Here is a 19,594-nt window from a genome sequence, read left to right on the forward strand (position 1 = left end):
GCATTAACAGGTTTGAAAGAAGGGCGATCTATTTGGATAAGATGCTTTAAAATAATATTTTAATATTGGTTGTTGGAGAGGGTGTATAGCAAAGCCTGTATGCTACATTTTGAGCATGCGAACGTAAGTAGTTGGCAACAAGTAATGTTTTAAGAGAGAGGTGTGGTTGCTTTGACGAGCAGTTAGATGGTTGTAAGTTTAATATTATTAGCGCTGCCTCCAACCATTACTTGGATTGCTCCATTGGGCTTATAGGATAGCTCAACTGCAATTTCGGAGGGCTTTTTCATTGTGTAACCTTGTTCTAAAATAATTTTAGAGGGGATGTTTACAATGCCGTATCGGTTGAGATAGCAAGCTAGTGCTCCTGATGATGATCCTGTTGCTGCCTCCTCTTTTATGCCATAAAGAGGTGCGAGATTCCGACAGTGGGCAAAATTTCCGTTAATGGTTTCTAATGTATAAATATGATATCCAATCGCGTTGTGTTGTTTGGATACTGATGCAACTTCTCTGAATGCTGGTTTAATAGAATTGAGAACATTTAGGTTTTTTACCGGCACTATGATGTCTTTTAATCCGGTTGATACCACTTGAACGGGAAGGTTATCTGCAATACTATCGTAGGGGATGTTAAGAGAATGGGCTATGGTTGCTTTGTCTATGGTTTCATAAAAGGTAGGAGAGGCTTGCTCCATAGTAACATTTTGCTTGCCAACCTCAATTTGAAGCACTCCTGCGTTAGTTTCTTGAGTGTAGATGCCTTTTTTTATGATGTTGAGGTAGCGCATTAGGTAAAATGTGGCAATGGTGGCATGGCCGCATAGGTCTACTTCTTGTGTAGGTGTAAAAAAGCGCACTCTAAAATTAGCCTTGTCCGATCGTGAAACAAATGCGGTTTCAGATAGGCCGATTTTGGCTGCAATTTGCTGCATATCGTTATCCGAAAGGTGGTCGGCAACGAGAACTACACCAGCAGGATTACCTCCTTGGTGCGATTTGCTGAATGCGTTTAGAGTGTATACTTGCATGGGCTAGAGGTGTTAGACACAAAATGAAAAAATGAAAGGATGAAAAGTGAAAAATTACTTATTGATTTCAACTTTTTACTCGATCATCTTAGAGGCATCGTTTTCGCTAAGCTGTTCGATTCCTTTAAGTTTTTGTTGAATGGCACGTGTACGGACACCAACGAGAGAGTCTAGCTCATTTGATGCTTGGTTGAGCTTCATCTTTGTTTTCTCCAAAACATCGCCAAACTTGTTGAACTCCGTTTTTACTGCAGCAAGTAGCTTCCAAACCTCGTTCGATCGTTTTTCGATAGCTAATGTTTTAAACCCAATCTGGAAACTGTTAAGTAATGCCGTGATAGTTGTAGGTCCGGTAATTATTACCTTATAATCGCGATATGCTTGTTCCACAAGGGTACTATTGCGAACAACCTCAGCAAAAAGCCCCTCTACGGGGAGGAACATGATGGCAAAGTCTGCAGTGTATGGTGGGTTTATATACTTTTCGGAAATAGTTTTGGCATTTACTACAATACATTTTGCTAGCAAACGATTCGCCTCCTGGATGGTTGATGTGCTGCCTGTTTCGTATGCGCTAACAAGGTTGTGGTAAACATCCATTGGGAACTTGGAGTCTATTGGGAGAAAAAGAACCTCGTCGTCCGATTTGCCAGGAAGCTTTATGGCAAACTCTACGGCCTCTTTGCTGCCCTCTTTTACGGTAATGTTTTGTTCAAATTGCGCAGGAGTTAGGATCTGGTTGAGAATTACGTTTAGCTGTATCTCTCCAAAAATACCCCTAGTTTTTACGTTGGAAAGAACCTTCTTTAGATCTCCAACGCCGTTGGCGAGTTCGTGCATTTCTCCAAGTCCCTTGTGTACCAGTTCTAGCCTTTCGCTAACCATTTTAAACGATTGTCCAAGGCGTTCTTCCAGCGTTTTATTTAGCTTTTCATCAACAGTTTCGCGCATTCGTTCGAGCATAGTGTTATTGTCGAAGCGCATCTTTTCCATTCGCTCCTCGTTGGATTTTACAATGTACTGTAGCTGCTGGTTGATGGCTGTTGTTAAGGTGCTAAACGATTGGGTTTGCTCTTTGCGTCCTTCGCTTGCCAGTTTGCTAAACTCCTCGCGGTTGCGACGAAACTCTTCGCGCATGGATTCTTCCATCTTATGTGCTTCCTTAATCTGCTGCTCCTGATAAAAGCGTTGCTCCTTGATCTTTGCTATCAGAAAGAGAAGAAGAACTATTAGGATGATATTGGCAATAATCAGTACTGTAAGTATGCTGTTCATATGCTTGGTTTATACTGTAAAGATAGAGATTGTAGGCTTTATAGAATTTGGGACTAGATGATTTTGAAAAGATTTTTAGTCTTGGATTTGTAAACCTTTTATACAGTAATTTGTACGAATTGTATTAAGCAGTTGAAATTGTAGCTCTTTCGTCTTAAATTTATTCGGTTTTAAATTAAAATCTTTTAATGTTATGAGGTTTAAGTTTTTATTACTCCTCGGGATTTTAGCCTTTGGGGGGTGTTCCAAGGATGACGTAAAGCCAATTTCTAAGAGCGGTTTTGTTAGAATTTCGGCTCAGGTTGATGAACGTGTTCGCTTAAAAGCCGCACTTGTGGTGGATAGCTACGATGTTAACATTACAAGTAAGACGGATGCTGATTTTTCCTATGGTAAAAAAGTTTCGGAGATAGGGGCAAATCCCATAGAACTAGCCGTAGGTGATTATACCGTAAAAGTAAGTTCTCCGTCTGTAACGCTTCCTGATTTTGGCACGCCACTGTATGGGGTTACTCAGGATTTTAGTGTAGCAGCAGGTGCTACTACAAGTTTAAGCTTGGTATGTAAGCAAACAAATGCGGGGGTTAAGGTGATCTATTCCGATAGCTTCAAAAAGTACTGTGCAGACAATTCGATTGCTTATTCGACAACAATTGAGCAGGCCGGTAGTAGCCTTTCCTATGCTAGCAGTGAATCACGTGTTGGGTATTTTAACCCAGGAGACGTTAATGTGGTGGTTTTGGTGGGCGACAAGGAATACGCATCTAAATTGGCTCTTGTAGCGCAGGATTTGGTGAATCTTACAATAGACTTGGCCCCTGAAGATCCATCGAAGGTTGTGTTGACTATTACCGGAGTTGATGATGTGAATACTAGGGATGAAAAAATTGTAATATCGCTAAAACCGACTACCACCGAAACGTTAAAGCTTAGCGAAGATTTTGCTTCGGTAACAACAGGCAATAGCACCGATTCGGATGGGTCAAGAAGTTCGTGGAGTGGTAACGAAAATTTTCCAACTGTTGCAAAGGCTTATCAGGCTGGAGGCGCTCTAAAATTGGGTGTTGATGGAACCGAAGGGAAAATAATTTCAAAAACGCTCGATCTTTCAGCTAACAATGGCAATGTTACCGTTAAGGTAAAGGTTAAAGGATGGACTTCGGTTGAGTCTGATCTGAAAATAAAGGTGGGAAGTGTAGAAAAGGTTGTGCCATATACGGCCATTATGTTAAATGCTTTTGAAGAGGTTACAGCTACTTTCCCTGGTGCAGGTACTGCAACGTCAACGGTTACCATAACCTCTGCAACTAAGCGGCTATTTGTTGATGAGATTAGGGTATTCAATTAGTGAGTAGGGAGTAGTTAGTAGGGAATAGTTTAAAGGCGCCGAAGAGGAGGATTCCTTGGAGGCGTTTTTTTGTGTGAAAAATGAAAAATGAAAAAGCTGGATTAGAGTGCTGTTTGGTTATCTTCGCAAGAATTTTAGAAACTAAACTCAAAAAAGGCATGCGACGTATTTTACTATTGCTAATTATTATGGCATCGGCAAGCGCTTATGGGCAGACCTATATTAAACTGAATGCACCTCTTGTATTCGCTAAGGCATTTAATCCATCTATTGAAACTAGAATCTCAAATAAGTGGACCTTCGAATTTGATATGCTTATGACCTTTAGAAATGAAACAAACGATAAGGGACCATTTCGTATTCTTATGCTTCAACCAGAGGGACGATACTACTTTAAAGAGGTTAATAAGGGCTTTTTTGTGGGGATTAATACTGGCTATGCCATGTTTAGAATAACAAAGCCTCATTGGCTCTTTAAGGAGGATTATGATGCTTCCCATATTTACCAAATGGGATGGTCGGTACAGGCAGGTTTTACAATAGGTTACGAAATGAAAATTAAGGATAGATGGCTTATTGATGTGTTTTTTGGAGGAGGTCGTCAATGGTCAATTTATGAGGCGTTTTACTATCCAGACGGAGGACGCTATGTTGGATATAATGGAAGTGCCGAATACCTTCCTTATAAAGGGGGTATAAATATTGGATATCGGTTAGGAAAGTAGAATAGGTATCAGTTAAAATACAGAAGGGGCAGATGTCGTGTAAAGCACATCTGCCCCTTCTGCTAAAGGTGTGTCTTGAATACGCCTGTCTGAATGGTTAGGAATGGCTGTGGGCGATAGCTTTGTTTTGATGGGGGGGCCAAGAGTTGTGGAGAATTCCCATGATTTGTGAACAACTTCCCAACAGTTGTGGAGAAGCCTCCAACAATTGTTGTCATCTTCCCAAGAGTTGTTATCGTTCTTCCAAGAGTTGAGTAGGTGTAGGCAACTTATACTAAAGGTGTATAAAGGGAGCCGGCAATACTAGTTATGTTTTTGACAAGAATTGTGTAGTTCGGTTGTAGAGAGGGGGCTTTTCATCGTTTCAAAACTAAAGAGTTGCCTGAAGTTTTTTAGAATCTATTGGATTCTGATTTAGTTGTCGGGACAAGCCCGGCATGACAGCGCTGAATTTGGGTTGTGCCTAATTTAGCGATATTGCCTAAGGAGGTGGCTTTGGCTTGGTAAGGGGATGGGGTGTTGATTATCCGCGTTGCAAAACTAAAGAGTTACCTGAAGAGTTCTTTTAGAATCTGTCGGATTCTAATTTAGATGCCGGAATTTTTTAGAGAGCAACCTATTCCTACTTCTAATTGTATATCTCCTACGGATAAAAAGACAGCGACAGAATCTATAAACTACAAGGCTGTAATCGCCACGCGGTATTTGTACCGATCAAAATTTGGGCTCTATAACGTTTTTTGGTGGGTAAGCCCTTCTTTTTGCACACTATTCAACCGCTTTGCGGTTGTAGTTGTATGGGGTGTAATTCTCCCTGCATTGCATGCGGGGCTATTCGTATTCAATCCTTCTAGGATTGCCTCTTGTCGGCCATTCATCTGCATAAGGCAACGTCAACTCGATGTAAGAGGAAGATATCATTGTATATCTACTGAGAATAATATCGAGGTTTTGGTGTGATGCTACAAGTCTGTAACCGCCACGCGGTATTCTTGCCCTTCGAATTTTGTCCATAGGACATTACGACTTGTAGTACCCAACCATAACCCGCACATTTTCCTCGTAGAGGATAAACTGACTATTGGTTGATGGCCGCTTTTCATAAGGTTTACAACCATATTGAACTAACGCTAATTAAGGGTAAGTATAAATCGTAGGCTACTTTACTAACTACGAGAAGCCTCTAAGGGCTTTGACGTGAATAGCCCCGAGTAAAACTAGGGGGAGGTAGGGGAAGGAAAGTAAACAACCACGACGTGGTTGAAGATGTTCTACAGATGCAGTAACCCTCAGAATTTACTACTCACCCTATTCGTTATAGAACCAAAAATCTGTCCGAGCTGCATTACGTTTGGTCCCTTTTTATAACCCGTCAATTTGCCATGTAGTAGTTAAAGAGTTGTTGACTATGGTTGTTCTTTCTAAGGCAAAGAACTATTTCGCTCTATTAGATTTAGATGCCGGAACAAGCCCGGCATGACAGCGCAGAGTTTGGGATAAGATTACACTAATCATTATATAAGAATGGGCTATGGGCTGACCTTTTGGGTAAACGAGTAGAATTGGGGTCGCCCCTTTGGGGCTGATAGTTCTCCCCCCAATGGCCGTGGGCTTACACCCACGGTTAATAAGGTGGCGCTGCGTTGTAGCGCTTTAGTGCAATCTTGGCTGTAATTTGATTATAGAATGTTTCTTTCTGGAGTATGCTTGCGGCTAATAGTTGTGCTACGTTTAATAGTAGCACGTTATCCCCTCTCTTGGGAGGGGTGTAGGGTTGGATTTTATTTTTTCTTACTAGTCTTTTGCCCCTTTCATTTCTTTGAGCCCAAAGAAACGAAACAAAGAAAGGCTTTCGTGGCTTAACTCGCAGACTTCGGGTGGGGCGTTTATCCACAATAAAGGCTTGCTCTCGCATTGGCCCTTTACACTTTTACGAGTGTTGTGGTTTCTCCGTCCGCTTCGAACAGAACCCACGACGGGGAAGGTATGTCCCGTTCGTTGCCGGGATGTCGGCTAACGCCTCCTGCTTCGCCATGGTGTTTACGGATGGAGATGTCGGCTTTGCGGTTTGGCTTGCTTGCCGTAGGGTGGTTTGAGGGTTTTGTGGCATTTATTTGTGCTATGCATGATATTAGCAAGTTATCCCCTTTTACGAACCATATCAAACTGTTTCAATTCTTAGATCGAAATTACGTTAATATAATGACTTTAGCCTTTCGTAATATTTTACATCTTAGATTGAAGAGTATATCCAAGTAGTACTTATTCTAGTCTCAAAAAACGAAATTTGGACAAAAAGTAATTGCTGTTCTAAAGCATGCTTATGTAAATCTTTGTAATGTAGAATAGTATCCATCGCTTTAACCAATATAACGTTAACCCTTTACACTTTTTTGTACTGTTAGAACTCTATTAGGGTAAAAGGTTCTATATTTACGGTCGCAAAAAAATGAGGGATAAAGGTTGCGGCTGGCAATAGAATAGTATCCATATTTTATTTGCTAAAGGCTTATATGTCATCCATTAATGGTTAAAGTTGATGTGACTGACGAGGCTTTGCTGTACTTATACCTTACATGTGGATTTATACAATATGATGATAATTCGAAGACTTTCCGCACTTCTATTGGCAACAATTGGATTCGCGTTGCTATCGCTATCTGCCCATGCGCAGACTATTACCCCCGACATGATTGAAAAGGCACGTGCTGCCGGTGTTTCGCAGGAGCAGATTGATGCTGCAATGAAGAAGCAAGGGGCTAATGCTATGCAGCAAAAGCAGGCTACCGCTAATCAGAGCGCTTCGTCGAAGGTAGGCGGCTATGGCATGCGCGATATACCGCAGGATAGCTTAGATAAATTCTACCGAGTAAAGTTTAGGGTTCAAGATTCGTTGCGAGTCGACTCCATTAAAAAGGCAAATGCGGTTTATGGTCGCGAGATCTTTGCAGTGAAGAACTTAACCTTTGCTCCAAATCTAAACATTGCAACTCCAAAAAACTATAAGCTGGGAGCTGGCGATGAGCTTATCATTAATATATACGGTGCTTCGGAAGATAACTTTACTCAGAAGGTCAGCCCCGATGGTAGAATTGTTATTCCAAGTTTTGGTCCTATAGCTTTGGGTGGGCTTACCATAGAGGGAGCTGAATCGAAGTTGCGCTCTGCATTATCGCGAATATACTCGGGGCTAAACGGAGGAGGTACGCATCTAACCCTTTCGCTGGGTAATATTAGAAGCATTAAGGTTAACATGGTGGGCGAGGTTGCTCGTCCCGGTACTTATACGCTTCCTTCTCTATCAACTCTTTTTAATGCGCTATACGTTGCAGGCGGGGTAAACGAAATAGGATCGCTTCGTAGCATTAAGGTATACCGAGGTAGCCACATGGTAGGCGAACTAGATGTGTACGATTACCTGCTTAACGGCAAGTTTGGATCGAACGTTAGGTTGGAGGATAACGATATGGTGGTTGTTTCGCCATACGAGAAGCTGGTAACCATTAAGGGTAACGTTAAGCGCCCTCGCATCTTTGAGATGAAGAAGGGGGAGACGCTTGCCGATGCAATTCGCTTTGCCGGTGACTTTAAATCTTCGGCCTACTCCGAAAATATTACGCTTAAGCGAAGCAACGGACGTCAATTTGAGGTGCATACTGTTGATAAGGCTGGTTTTAAGAGTTTCGCCATACAGGATGGAGATGAGCTAACCGTTGGCGAAGTGGTAAAATCGTTTAGTAATAGGGTGGAGATACAGGGGGCTGTGCAACGCCCAGGTATGTTTGCCCTAACCGATAAGCTATCTACCGTAAAGCAGCTTATCGATAAGGCAGAAGGTGTTCGTGGCGATGCATTCCTTACCCGTGCACAAATAACCCGTACGCTACCCGACTCGTCGAAACAGATGGTTGCTGTTGATTTGTACGCGTTGCTTAACAATAAAACAGCCGATGTAGCGCTCGAAAATAAGGATGTTCTTTACATCCCTTCGATATACGATCTGCAAAAGGAGTTTACGGTTACCATTAAAGGAGCCGTTGATAGCGCTGCTACCTATCCTTTCCGTAAGGATATGACGGTTGAAGATCTTGTTCTTATGGCGGGTGGCCTTAAGTACGAAGCTTCGCTGCAGCAAGTAGAGGTTGCGCGCCGCATTCGCGATCCATACTCCTTGAAGCCTACCGATAAGGCTGCTGAGGTGTTTTCCTTTAGCATAGACGATAAGCTATCGATAGCCCCAGAGGCAAAACGCTTTGTGCTGGCTCCCTACGACGAGGTTTATGTTCGTGTATCGCCAGGATATGAGAAACAGCACAACGTTACCGTGAAGGGTGAGGTGGTTTTTACGGGCGATTATGGTCTATCGGTAAAGAGTCAGCGAATCAGCGAACTTATTCAAAAGGCAGGAGGCTTAACCCCTCAGGCATACGTAAAAGGTGCTCGATTGATGAGAAAAATGACCCACGACGATTCGGTAAGGGTAATTTCTTTGGTAAAGCTTGCCGCACGTAGCTCATCTAAAAAGGATACCATAGATGTAAAGAAGCTGGATATTGGCTCTGAGTACTTTGTCGGTATCGATCTCGAAAAGGCGATGAGCAATCCAGGATCGGAATACGATGTGGTGCTTAAGGAGGATGATGTTATTGAAGTTCCTCAGTTTAGCAATACGGTTCGTATAAGCGGAGCTGTGCTATATCCAAATACGGTTACCTACCGAAAGGGTATGAGCCTGTCGCGCTACGTTAGCATGGCTGGAGGATACGACGATGGAGCCAAAAAGCGAAAGTCATTCGTTATCTATATGAACGGTACGGCTGCCCGAAAGAGGTTCTGGAGTTCTCCTCGAATTGAGCCCGGTTGCGAAATAGTAGTACCCAATAAACCCGAACGTAAGGGAGCCACAGCTGGTGAAATACTAGGTTACAGCTCTTCGTTGGCATCGATTGCGGCAATGATTGCGACGATTATTAATGTGACTAAATAGGCGAACGGAGTGAGCCGAGATGCGTGAAAGCGTGAGCAGTGAACTGTGATGCGTGAGCCGAGAGGGGTGAACCCTGAAAACGTGATGAGTGAGGCGTGAGCCGAAACACTAATAAAAGTTATGGAAACTCATAAAGACCTTGACGTATGGAAACTATCAATAGAACTTGTAGTTAATATCTATAAGTTTACAGAAGAATTTCCAAAGAGTGAACTTTATGGGTTAACTTCTCAAATTCGTCGAGCCGCTGTGTCAATTCCTTCAAATATAGCAGAAGGTGCTGCAAGGAAGAATACAAAAGAGTTTATTCAATTTTTGTATATAAGTTTAGGTTCTATTGCCGAGATCGACACACAGTTGATTATAAGCCAAAGACTGGGATATGCAGAAATCAATGGTGAACTGGCTGATAGAATAGAGCATATTCGAAAGATGCTTATTAATTTGATTAGAAAACTGAAGGAAAAAATGGGATAGTGAACCGTGAAGAGTGAAGGGTGAGCAGTAAAGAGTGAACCGTGAAGAGTGAGCCGTAAGCCGAAACGCATAACTTTCACTGATCACTCATCACGAAAAAATTCGCATCACGCATCACTGTTCACGCATCACAAATACAGAAAACAATAAGCAAATGACCAATACTCCAAACAACCAACAAACCCCAATTGAAACTCCGCCAACAAAAAAATCCGGCGAAATAGAAATCGATCTTCTGGAGCTTGCACGTAAGCTTTGGGATAGCCGTAAGTTTATTCTTAAGGTAACAGCAATATTTGCTGCAATAGGGCTATTTGTGGCCATATTCTCGGCAAAGGAGTACACCAGTAGCGTTACCATGGTACCCCAACTAGGCGATGGTAAAAGCAAGGCTGGTGGATTGGCTGGTTTAGCTGCAATGGCAGGGGTTAGCCTTGGCGATATGGGTGGAGGTGATGTGCTATCCCCAACCATCTACCCCAAAATAATGGCAAGCGTGCCATTCCAAAAGGATTTAATGTACACCAAGGTAAAGTTTGATAATATCCCTCACGAAATTACCCTTTACGACTACTATACCAACGAGGATTACCAACCGTTTAACTTGTTTGGTACGATTAAGAAGTATACTATTGGGTTGCCGGGGGTGATTATAAAAGCGGTTAAAGGAGCGAATAGTGAGAAGGGAGTAGGGAGTAGGGAATCGAAATATCTGAGACTTTCTCAAAAGGAAGATGCTATTGCAAAACTCTTATCCTCGAAGGTTTCTCTCGCAATAAACGAAAAAGAGGGTACGTTAAACCTAACTGCCAATATGCCGGAGGCATTGGCATCCACTCAGGTGGTAGAGGCTACCCGTATACTACTACAAAAGTATATCACCGACTTTAAGGTAGATAAGGTAAAGCAAAACCTTGACTTTATACAGCAACGCTACAACGAGGCTAAGCGTAGCTTCGAGCAAAAGCAGATGCAGTTGGCTGCTTTTAAGGATGGTAATCGTAATGTAATACTCGCTTCAGCTCAAACAACAGGCGAACGCATTAATGCTGAGTATACCCTACTATATAGCGTTTATTCCGAATTAGCAAAGCAGCTGGAGCAGGCAAAGATTAAGGTTAAGGATGCTACTCCGGTATTAACGGTAGTTGAGCCTGCTGTTGTACCGAACATAAAAAGTAAGCCTAATAGACCAATGATCCTTGTTGTTTATTCCTTTTTAGGATTCTTTTTAGGTGTAGTCGGTGTGTTTATAATTTCATTCTTGTATAAGGTTAATGGGAAGAAATTTGAAAAGTTAATGAGTAAAACCTTAAAACAATAGAGTATGGCAATTGTAATGTGCGACCTTAAAGGTCAGTATGATAAGATCAAAGATCAAATTGAAACGGAGATTAATAAGGTACTTTCTTCAACTTCATATATTAATGGGGCTCAAGTAAAGAATTTTGAAAACTCTCTGAAAGAATATACTGGAGCAAAGCATGTTATTGCATGTGCTAATGGAACAGATGCTCTACAAATAGCCCTTATGGCTCTTGATCTACAACCCGGTGATGAGGTTATTGTGCCAGCATTCACTTACGTTGCTTCTGCTGAAGTTATTGGACTTTTGAAGCTAACTCCTGTTATGGTTGATGTCGATTACTCTTCATTCAACGTAACTGTAAAAAATATAGAGAAAGCGATAACTCCTCGAACTAAGGCTATTATTCCAGTACATCTATTTGGTCAATGCTGCGATATGGAGCCAATCATGGAGTTGGCAAAAAAGCACAATATTTATGTAATTGAAGATAATGCTCAGGCAATAGGAGCAACCTATACATTTTCGAATGGCGAAAAGAAGCAGACAGGCACAATAGGTGATATTGGATGTACTTCTTTCTTTCCCTCAAAGAACTTAGGTTGCTATGGTGATGGTGGGGCATTAATGACCAACAACGATGAGTTAGCTCAAAAGATTAGGATGATAGCCAACCATGGACAAAAGGTTAAATATCATCATGAGGTTATTGGTTGTAATTCTCGTTTAGATACTATCCAGGCTGCAATATTGAATGTGAAGCTTAAGTATTTGAATGACTATTCTAATGCTCGATATAATGCGGCTCAGGTATACCATGCTTTATTGAATGACGTTGATGGTGTTACTATACCTGATGAAATGCCATTTTCAACCCATGTTTACCATCAATATACCTTGAAGGTGAAAGATGGTAAGCGTGATATGCTTAAAAAGCATTTGGAAGAGCAAGGAATACCCTCTATGATATACTATCCATTGCCATTACAAAAACAAAATGCATTTAAGTCTATTACGATTCAAGGTGAAGATTTGGATGTGTCTGAATTATTGGCAGATAGCGTTCTTTCGTTACCAATTCATACGGAAATAACGAAGGAGGAACAAGTTATAATCTCAAATGCTATTAATGAATTTTTTAAGAATTAGTTATGGGATATTTTAAGCATGAAACAGCCATTATTGATGAAGGCTGTGTAATTAGCGAGGGTACAAAAGTCTGGCATTTCTCTCATATTATGTCGAACTGTACAATTGGAAAAAGCTGTAACATCGGGCAGAATGTTGTAGTGTCTCCTGATGTTATTTTAGGAGATAATTGCAAAGTTCAAAATAATGTATCAATCTATACGGGTGTAACATGTGGTAACGATGTGTTCTTAGGTCCATCGATGGTTTTTACCAATGTTACCAACCCAAGAAGCGCTGTAAACCGCAAAAGCGAATATAAAAGAACGCATGTTGGAAATGGTGCTACTATTGGTGCAAATGCTACCATTGTTTGTGGGCATGATATTGGTGAGTATGCCTTTATAGGTGCAGGTGCAGTGGTAACTAAAACGGTGAGACCTTATGCCTTAATGGTTGGTAATCCTGCTAAGCAAATTGGCTGGATGAGTGAATTCGGACAGCAGCTGCATTTTAATGATGAAGGTTTTGCCACCTGTTCTGAAAGCGGTGATAAGTATCAGCTAATAAATGAGTGTGTTTCTAAATTGTAAAAACAAATACGATGTATAAAAAACTTGTTGAAAAGAAAGCGAAGCTTTCACTTGTAGGATTAGGTTACGTAGGCTTACCTATAGCCCTTGAATTTGCAAAAAAGATATCAGTAGTAGGTTTTGACATTAAAGAGGATAGATTAGAAAAAATGCGTCAGGGCATTGATCCTTGTTCTGAGTTAGATTCTTCTGCTTTCGATAATACCGATATTGTTTTTACCTCTTCGATTGATACGCTTAGAGAAGCTTCTTTCCATATTGTTGCTGTTCCAACACCAATTGATGAATTCAACCAACCTGATTTAAAGCCATTACTAAGTGCTTCGCGTACTGTTGGACAGGCACTAAAGAAAGGTGATTATGTTGTATACGAATCTACCGTATATCCTGGATGTACTGAGGAGGATTGTATTCCTATTCTTGAAGAAGTTTCTGGTCTTAAGGCTGGAGTAGATTTTAAGGTCGGCTATTCACCAGAGCGAATAAATCCGGGAGATAAAAATCATACCCTAACCAATACAACAAAAATAGTATCAGGTTGCGATGCCGAGGCTTTGGATACTATTGCAAAGGTTTATGAGTTGGTTATTCAACCAGGGGTGCACCGTGCTCCAAATATTAAGGTTGCCGAGGCTGCTAAGATTATTGAGAATACTCAGCGTGATGTAAACATCGCATTGATGAATGAGCTTTCTATAATTTTTAGTCGCATTGGAATTAACACTTTTGATGTACTTGAGGCTGCTGGTACAAAATGGAATTTCTTAAAATTCTATCCAGGATTAGTTGGTGGACACTGTATTGGCGTAGACCCATATTACCTTGTACACAAGGCAAAGGAGTTAAAGTATCACCCACAGGTTATTAACGCTGGTCGCTTTATTAACGATTCTATGGGAGGCTATATCGCCAAGAAGTTGGTAAAGAAGATGATTTCTTTAGGAAAAAATATTCTTGGCTCTAGGGTACTAGTAATGGGAGTTACCTTTAAGGAGGATGTTGCCGATATTCGTAACTCTAAGGTTGCCGATATTATCAATGAATTAAAAGATTACGGTATTGATGTTGATGTAGTTGACCCACATGCTGATGCCGAAGAGGTGCGCCACGAGTATGGCTTTAATCTTATTGAAAAGCCTATTGGTAATTACGATTCTGTTATTGTTGCTGTTTCGCATAAGGAGTACTATAGCCTTGATGAAAAATTCTTTAAATCGCTAACTCACGATAGTGCTGTTTTAGTTGATGTAAAGGGAATTTATAGAGGGAAAATTCATAGTTTGAAGTATTGGAGCTTGTAGTTTAATGAGTTATATTAATACATTAAAGTCAAATGTTTTTGTTAAACAAGTTCTTACATTAGCATCTGGTTCAGTAGTATCTGCTGCAATTCCATTGTTTGCATCGCCTATTTTAGCTCGGTTATATTCACCTGCTGAATTTGGTCAATTAGCCGTATTTTTAGGTTTTGTAGGTGTCTTAAGTGTAATTGCTACAATGCGATACGAATTGGCTATAATGTTACCCAAAAATAACGAGGAAGCAGTTAATCTTATAGGACTAACTGCTTCTATAAGTTTAATATTTACTTCGATTATACTTTTAATAATTATCTTTTTTAAAGATAGTATATTAAAAATGTTTGGAGCGAGTTCTGTTGGTAACTATATATATTTAGTTCCAATAGCTGTTTTAATTACTTCTTTAAATCAAATATTCAACATATGGTTTAGTCGACAACAAAAGTTTAAAATATTATCATACGGAAATGTTGCGATAAGCTGTACTCAAGCGTCAACTCGTCTCCTTTTGGGATTGTTCAAATTTAATGGTGGACTAATAATTGGCACTTTGTTTTCACTAATTTTCGGAGTGCTATTTTATTTTCGTAATTTTTTTTGTAAGGCATCATTAGGTGTCTTTAGGTTAATATCTTTTAACGAGGTTAAAAGACAGGCAAGATTACATGTACTGTTCCCGAAGTTTGAAGTTTTATCAGCATTAATAAACACTATTTCTGTTCAGATTCCTGTATTTATGCTTTCTGTGCATTTTTCGAACAAAATATGTGGTTTTTATTCTCAAGCAAATAATATTTTAACTCTTCCAATTTCTTTTTTAGGTGTTGCTGTTGGTCAGGTTTATTTTCAGAAAGCAAGTTCGTTAAAAGATGATTTTAATAGATTACGAGTTCTTACTTTTTCAATATTCAAAAAATTGTTGCTGATTTCAATTGTGCCAATGATGACTATTGGAATTTGGGGAGAAAAGATATTTACTTTTGTTCTTGGCGATCAATGGGCTGTTTCAGGCCAATTTGCCCAATATTTGTGGGTGTGGCTTTTATTTGTATTTATATCTTCACCATTGTCTTTTATCTTAAGCGTACTCGGTAAACAGAAACAAGGCCTTATCTTTAATATATTAATTCTTTTTTCAAGATTTTTATCTATATATTTAGGTGTAATCATTTTTAATGATCCTAACTTAACAATACTACTATTCGGTTTAATTGGAGCTGCATTTTGGTGTGGCTATTCATTGTATTTGTTGAAATTAGTTGGTGTCGAATATAGAGTGTCTTTGTTTTTTTTAATTAAAGTTGCAGTTCCTGTGATTATTTTTGTTTTATTCTTTTTATTGTTTAGTAATTATGGTTTGTAGGTTTAGTTTAAAAAGAAATAATGGGTTTGAATGGTATTGTAATGAAAAGGTTAAAGCCAGAGGTTATGTTATTTGTAATAACATATTATATACAAATGAAGAAATATTAAAGTGTTTTGAAGATGTTTACTCAAGTAGAGATCTTTCTGTAAAACTAAGAAATGCCAATGGGCAATTTGCAGTTATTATTAATTTAGATAATGAGGTTATTGCTGCTGTAGATAATTCAAGAAGTATTCCGTTGTTTTATCATGAATGTTTAGACACATTTGTAATCTCTGATTATATTGACGAATCTTTATTTACTCTCTCGGAAAATTCATTTTGTGATGTTAGCATTAATGAGTTTTTACAGACTGGTTATGTTGTTGGGAATCATACATTGTTAAAAGACTTCTATCAGTTATCTGCTGGTGAGTATCTTGTATATAATAAAAAAGAAAATTCGTATTCAATATCAAAGTATTACGTTCACAAATCTGATGTTAAAATTGAATGTGCCAAGCAGCAGCACTATAAAAATCTTGAAAAGATATCAATTGATGTATTTACTCGATTAATTAAATCTTTAAATGGTCGTACTGCAGTCATTCCTTTAAGTGGTGGTTTTGATTCGAGGTATATAGTGTCAATGCTTAAAAAACTTAATTATGAAAATGTCATTTGTTACACATATGGTCGATCAGATAGTTTTGAAGTTGATATATCAAAAAAAGTTGCTGATACCTTAAAATACAAATGGTATTTTATAAAATACGATGAGGAATCATATAATTCCTTAATTAAAGATAAGGATTTTATAGATTATTTTAGGTTTGCATCAAACTATTCATCACTTTCTCACTATCAGGATCTTCTTGCTGTTAAGAAGTTACATGAAAAAAAAATGATTCCCCCAGATTCTATTTTTATTCCTGGATTTTGTGGCGATTTGCTAGGTGGTAGTTATCTTCCTCAAGAAATATTGTTTAAAAAAGATGTTTCAAAAATAGATATATGTGATTATATTTTTGATCGACATTTCAATTTAAATTATGAGATAAAAGAGAAGTATTCTAATTTAGTAAAGACTGAAATTGCTTTAACTTTAAAACCATACAATTATACAAATTCAGAGGATTCTTTAGTAGCAACAAATGATGGTTGGTTTACAGAGCATAAAGCTTCAAAATTTGTTGTTAATGCGGTTAGAGTATTTGAATATTATGGATATGAATGGAGACTTCCTTTGTGGGATTGTGATCTGTTAAATTATTGGTATAGTGTACCATATAACTATAAATTGGTTGATAATAAATTGTACAATGATTTTTTGTTTGATTTTTTATTTATACCGTATCAAATTGATTTTGTTAAGAAATTTACTTCTAATAAAAGAGATGGTATTGTGCGTTTTGTAAAAATGTTATTACCATTGTCTTTGTTTTGTCTATATAGAAAGTTTTTTCAATATCAAAGCATAAACAAAAGTGTTAATTCATTTCAAATACTTTTTAATTATTGGGAGAATGAAGTGGGCAAAAATAATAAGATTAATTTTGATCAAATAAATCAAATTGCTGCGTTTTGGCAGTTGGTGAAAGTTTATAATTTTAAAGAGAACGTTTACTAATGTATTTATTAATTTCATTATTAGTTTTAATTATATCATTTAAATTATTTAAAATGGCTTCAGGTTCAATGTCTTTGCCAAAATTGAACATGGTGTCGTATGCCTTTTATTTACAATTAGTTCTTTATTCTTGGGTAGGTTCTGTATTGGTTGTTTATAATATTGACCATCATTACTCAATAACAAACATTTCAGATCAATCAATAAGATTTTATGGCTGGTTATCTGTAATGTATACTATGGTATTTGTACCGATTGGTATTTTAATATCTAAATTATTTTTTACAAAAAAAATTCTTTTAAATTATTTTGATTGTTTTTTACAAAAAAAACTTGAAACGTCTCTTAGTGAAAACGATTCTTACCTTAAAATATATTTGTACTTATTGTCATTTATATCTTTGTTTACTTATGTTTATTTGTTGTTTTATATTAAGGAAGTAGGGCTCTATAAGATGTTTACTAGTGCGGATCCTTTGAAGATGTTGATTTTCAGGATTGATAGTTCAAGAAATTTTCAGGGAAATCAATATTTGATTAATGTTTTTGGTTTAGCATTAACACCTGTATTAGCTTATATTTCATATGGATATTATATGATTAGTAAATCTAATAATGATAAATTGTGGTGTGTTTTGATGTTTTTGTTAAGTGTGTTATTTTTAACTTATAATTTGGAAAAGGGGCCGCTAATAACCTTTGTATTAGGTTATGTATTTGTGTATGTATTGATTAATGGTGGTATTAAGAAACGAACACTCGTTTATCTGTCTATTATTTTATTGGTTGTTTTAATTGTATTTTATTTATTTATTACAAATGAAGTTGATATTTTTAAACTTTTTTCGTATAATTCAGGTATTGGCGGACGGATTTTGTTGAGTCAACTATCAGGTTTTTATGAATGCCTAGCAATATATCCTCAGCAACATGATTTTTTGGGATTTACTTCTATATCAAAACCAATATCTAATTTAGTTGGTATAGATTTTAATGAAAGAGCAGCTCGAATAAATATGATGATTATTTATCCAGAAGCTGTGAAAAATGGGATTGTTGGTGTTGGTAATACTTTATTTATAGGTGAAGCTTGGGCTAATTTTGGCTTATTAGGAATATTGTTGAGTCCTATTTATGTTGGGGTATGGATTGGAACTATATATAATTATATAATTATACGTAGTAAAAAAACTCCTATAGTATTAGGGATTTATGCTTATTTATCTGTTTTTGGATCTATGACAGGAGGTTTTAATGATTATATATACTCCCCCGTTTTACTTATAATATTAATGATTTTGTATTTAATACTTTCTGCAGGTTTTACTTTAAAAAAATATTTGAATGAGTACTAATAAACGGATGATATTTCATCTTCCAGATTTTATTGATTTTAATAATCCAATTTCTGGAAGTCAGGTGCGACCTTTGAAATTAATTAATGCTTTTAAAGAGATTGGATATAATGTTGATGTTGTTTGTGGATATGGTAATGAAAGGAAGCAAAAAATAAAAAAAGTTAAACAGAAAATTAAAAATGGAGTTATATATGACTTTGTTTATTCAGAGTCATCAACTACTCCTACTTTGTTGACTGAAAAATGTCATCTTCCAATTTTCCCTTTCCTTGATTTTAGTTTTCTATTCTTTTGTAAAAGAAATAAATTAAAGATAGCCCTATTTTATAGAGATATATATTGGAATTTTGATTTTTTTAAGAAAAATATTTATTTTATTAAATATTTATATTTAAGATTTTTTTATTTGCTTGATCTTCGTATCTATAATAGAATAGTTGATGTACTTTTTTTACCATCTTTGCGTATGAAGGATTTTATCCCATATAAATTTGATATTACAATTGACGAATTACCTCCAGGTGTAGATAAAATTGAAGATAAGCATTTGATTAAAAACAAGAACTTAAATAAATTGCAGTTGATATATGTTGGTGATATAAGTGAATTATATAGAATCGATTTGTTGATGAAATCAATTAGTTGTGATTATAAATTGAATGTCTGTTGTAGAAAAGTTGATTGGGATAAGAATTTTGATTATTATAGAACTTTTTTGAATTCTAATATTCGAATTTTGCATTATAGTGGGGAGATGTTGAAAGAAATATATTTAACTAATGATATTGCTTGTTTGTTTATTGAGCCGTCTTTGTATCGTTCTTTTTCTGTTCCTGTGAAATTTTTTGAATATTTATCTTTTGAATTACCTGTAATTGGAGTAAAAGGCAATACTATTGCCGATTTTATTGATAAATATAATGTTGGTTGGACGATAAATTATTCTGAAAATGAATTAAATGATTTGTTGTTGTATTTAAAATGTAATCCAGATGCTATTAAAGAAAAAGTAGATAACATAAAGCGGATAATGCATAAAATCACATGGCATCAAAGGGCGTTACGAGTTAAAAATTTATTGTTAAATTGA

General features: G+C 37.3%; 14 protein-coding genes. 12 read left to right on the plus strand and 2 right to left on the minus strand.

Annotated elements, in window-relative coordinates:
- Positions 1-182 precede the first annotated feature (182 nt).
- Positions 183-1,031 carry a PhzF family phenazine biosynthesis protein gene (locus CLV25_RS14710; protein ID WP_131840425.1) on the minus strand — a complete coding sequence of 283 codons (849 nt, stop codon included), beginning with the start codon at positions 1,029-1,031 and terminating at the stop codon, positions 183-185.
- Between the two features lie 75 nt (positions 1,032-1,106).
- Positions 1,107-2,306: a DNA recombination protein RmuC gene (locus tag CLV25_RS14715; RefSeq protein ID WP_131840426.1), complete on the minus strand. Its 1,200-nt coding sequence runs from the start codon at positions 2,304-2,306 to the stop codon at positions 1,107-1,109.
- A gap of 193 nt (positions 2,307-2,499) precedes the next feature.
- On the opposite strand from CLV25_RS14715, the gene CLV25_RS14720 reads away from it, so the two are divergent.
- From CLV25_RS14720 to CLV25_RS14775, 12 genes are all read left to right on the plus strand, one after another.
- The gene (locus CLV25_RS14720; RefSeq protein ID WP_131840427.1) at positions 2,500-3,654 is read left to right on the plus strand and encodes a DUF4493 domain-containing protein; all 1,155 of its coding nucleotides are present in this window, start codon (positions 2,500-2,502) and stop codon (positions 3,652-3,654) included.
- Positions 3,655-3,812: 158 nt separating this feature from the next.
- Positions 3,813-4,379 (plus strand): DUF3575 domain-containing protein, encoded by a 567-nt coding sequence (locus tag CLV25_RS14725; RefSeq protein ID WP_165877101.1) that lies wholly within the window; start codon positions 3,813-3,815, stop codon positions 4,377-4,379.
- 2,593 nt (positions 4,380-6,972) lie between these two features.
- Complete coding sequence (locus CLV25_RS14730) at positions 6,973-9,366, plus strand: SLBB domain-containing protein (protein WP_131840429.1); 2,394 nt, start codon at positions 6,973-6,975, stop codon at positions 9,364-9,366.
- 120 nt (positions 9,367-9,486) lie between these two features.
- The gene (locus CLV25_RS14735) at positions 9,487-9,843 is read left to right on the plus strand and encodes a four helix bundle protein (protein ID WP_131840430.1); all 357 of its coding nucleotides are present in this window, start codon (positions 9,487-9,489) and stop codon (positions 9,841-9,843) included.
- A 154-nt stretch (positions 9,844-9,997) separates the two neighbouring features.
- Complete coding sequence (locus CLV25_RS14740) at positions 9,998-11,167, plus strand: Wzz/FepE/Etk N-terminal domain-containing protein (RefSeq protein WP_131840431.1); 1,170 nt, start codon at positions 9,998-10,000, stop codon at positions 11,165-11,167.
- 3 nt (positions 11,168-11,170) lie between these two features.
- Positions 11,171-12,298 (plus strand): DegT/DnrJ/EryC1/StrS family aminotransferase, encoded by a 1,128-nt coding sequence (locus CLV25_RS14745; RefSeq protein ID WP_131840432.1) that lies wholly within the window; start codon positions 11,171-11,173, stop codon positions 12,296-12,298.
- 2 nt (positions 12,299-12,300) lie between these two features.
- Positions 12,301-12,870 carry an acyltransferase gene (locus CLV25_RS14750; RefSeq protein ID WP_131840433.1) on the plus strand — a complete coding sequence of 190 codons (570 nt, stop codon included), beginning with the start codon at positions 12,301-12,303 and terminating at the stop codon, positions 12,868-12,870.
- 11 nt (positions 12,871-12,881) lie between these two features.
- Positions 12,882-14,171 carry a nucleotide sugar dehydrogenase gene (locus CLV25_RS14755; protein ID WP_131840434.1) on the plus strand — a complete coding sequence of 430 codons (1,290 nt, stop codon included), beginning with the start codon at positions 12,882-12,884 and terminating at the stop codon, positions 14,169-14,171.
- 4 nt (positions 14,172-14,175) lie between these two features.
- The gene (locus tag CLV25_RS14760) at positions 14,176-15,534 is read left to right on the plus strand and encodes an oligosaccharide flippase family protein (RefSeq protein WP_131840435.1); all 1,359 of its coding nucleotides are present in this window, start codon (positions 14,176-14,178) and stop codon (positions 15,532-15,534) included.
- Entirely contained in the window at positions 15,524-17,146 is a 1,623-nt protein-coding gene (locus tag CLV25_RS14765; protein WP_131840436.1) for an asparagine synthase C-terminal domain-containing protein, read from the plus strand. The genes CLV25_RS14760 and CLV25_RS14765 overlap by 11 nt, the downstream gene beginning before the upstream one ends.
- A 53-nt stretch (positions 17,147-17,199) precedes the next feature.
- Positions 17,200-18,501, plus strand: a complete 1,302-nt coding sequence (locus tag CLV25_RS14770; RefSeq protein ID WP_165877102.1) for an O-antigen polymerase — start codon at positions 17,200-17,202, stop codon at positions 18,499-18,501.
- Positions 18,491-19,594, plus strand: a complete 1,104-nt coding sequence (locus CLV25_RS14775; protein WP_131840438.1) for a glycosyltransferase family protein — start codon at positions 18,491-18,493, stop codon at positions 19,592-19,594. The genes CLV25_RS14770 and CLV25_RS14775 overlap by 11 nt, the downstream gene beginning before the upstream one ends.

Source organism: Acetobacteroides hydrogenigenes (genome assembly GCF_004340205.1).
Classification (GTDB): Bacteria; Bacteroidota; Bacteroidia; order Bacteroidales; family ZOR0009; genus Acetobacteroides; species Acetobacteroides hydrogenigenes.

Coding starts and splice junctions, on each gene's coding strand:
- CLV25_RS14710 (WP_131840425.1), bottom strand. CDS start 1,031: ATGCAAGTATACACTCTAAACGCATTCAGCAAATCGCACCAAGGAGGT.
- CLV25_RS14725 (WP_165877101.1), top strand. CDS start 3,813: ATGCGACGTATTTTACTATTGCTAATTATTATGGCATCGGCAAGCGCT.
- CLV25_RS14730 (WP_131840429.1), top strand. CDS start 6,973: ATGATGATAATTCGAAGACTTTCCGCACTTCTATTGGCAACAATTGGA.
- CLV25_RS14775 (WP_131840438.1), top strand. CDS start 18,491: ATGAGTACTAATAAACGGATGATATTTCATCTTCCAGATTTTATTGAT.
- CLV25_RS14740 (WP_131840431.1), top strand. CDS start 9,998: ATGACCAATACTCCAAACAACCAACAAACCCCAATTGAAACTCCGCCA.
- CLV25_RS14745 (WP_131840432.1), top strand. CDS start 11,171: ATGGCAATTGTAATGTGCGACCTTAAAGGTCAGTATGATAAGATCAAA.
- CLV25_RS14720 (WP_131840427.1), top strand. CDS start 2,500: ATGAGGTTTAAGTTTTTATTACTCCTCGGGATTTTAGCCTTTGGGGGG.
- CLV25_RS14750 (WP_131840433.1), top strand. CDS start 12,301: ATGGGATATTTTAAGCATGAAACAGCCATTATTGATGAAGGCTGTGTA.
- CLV25_RS14765 (WP_131840436.1), top strand. CDS start 15,524: ATGGTTTGTAGGTTTAGTTTAAAAAGAAATAATGGGTTTGAATGGTAT.
- CLV25_RS14735 (WP_131840430.1), top strand. CDS start 9,487: ATGGAAACTCATAAAGACCTTGACGTATGGAAACTATCAATAGAACTT.
- CLV25_RS14715 (WP_131840426.1), bottom strand. CDS start 2,306: ATGAACAGCATACTTACAGTACTGATTATTGCCAATATCATCCTAATA.
- CLV25_RS14770 (WP_165877102.1), top strand. CDS start 17,200: ATGGCTTCAGGTTCAATGTCTTTGCCAAAATTGAACATGGTGTCGTAT.
- CLV25_RS14755 (WP_131840434.1), top strand. CDS start 12,882: ATGTATAAAAAACTTGTTGAAAAGAAAGCGAAGCTTTCACTTGTAGGA.
- CLV25_RS14760 (WP_131840435.1), top strand. CDS start 14,176: ATGAGTTATATTAATACATTAAAGTCAAATGTTTTTGTTAAACAAGTT.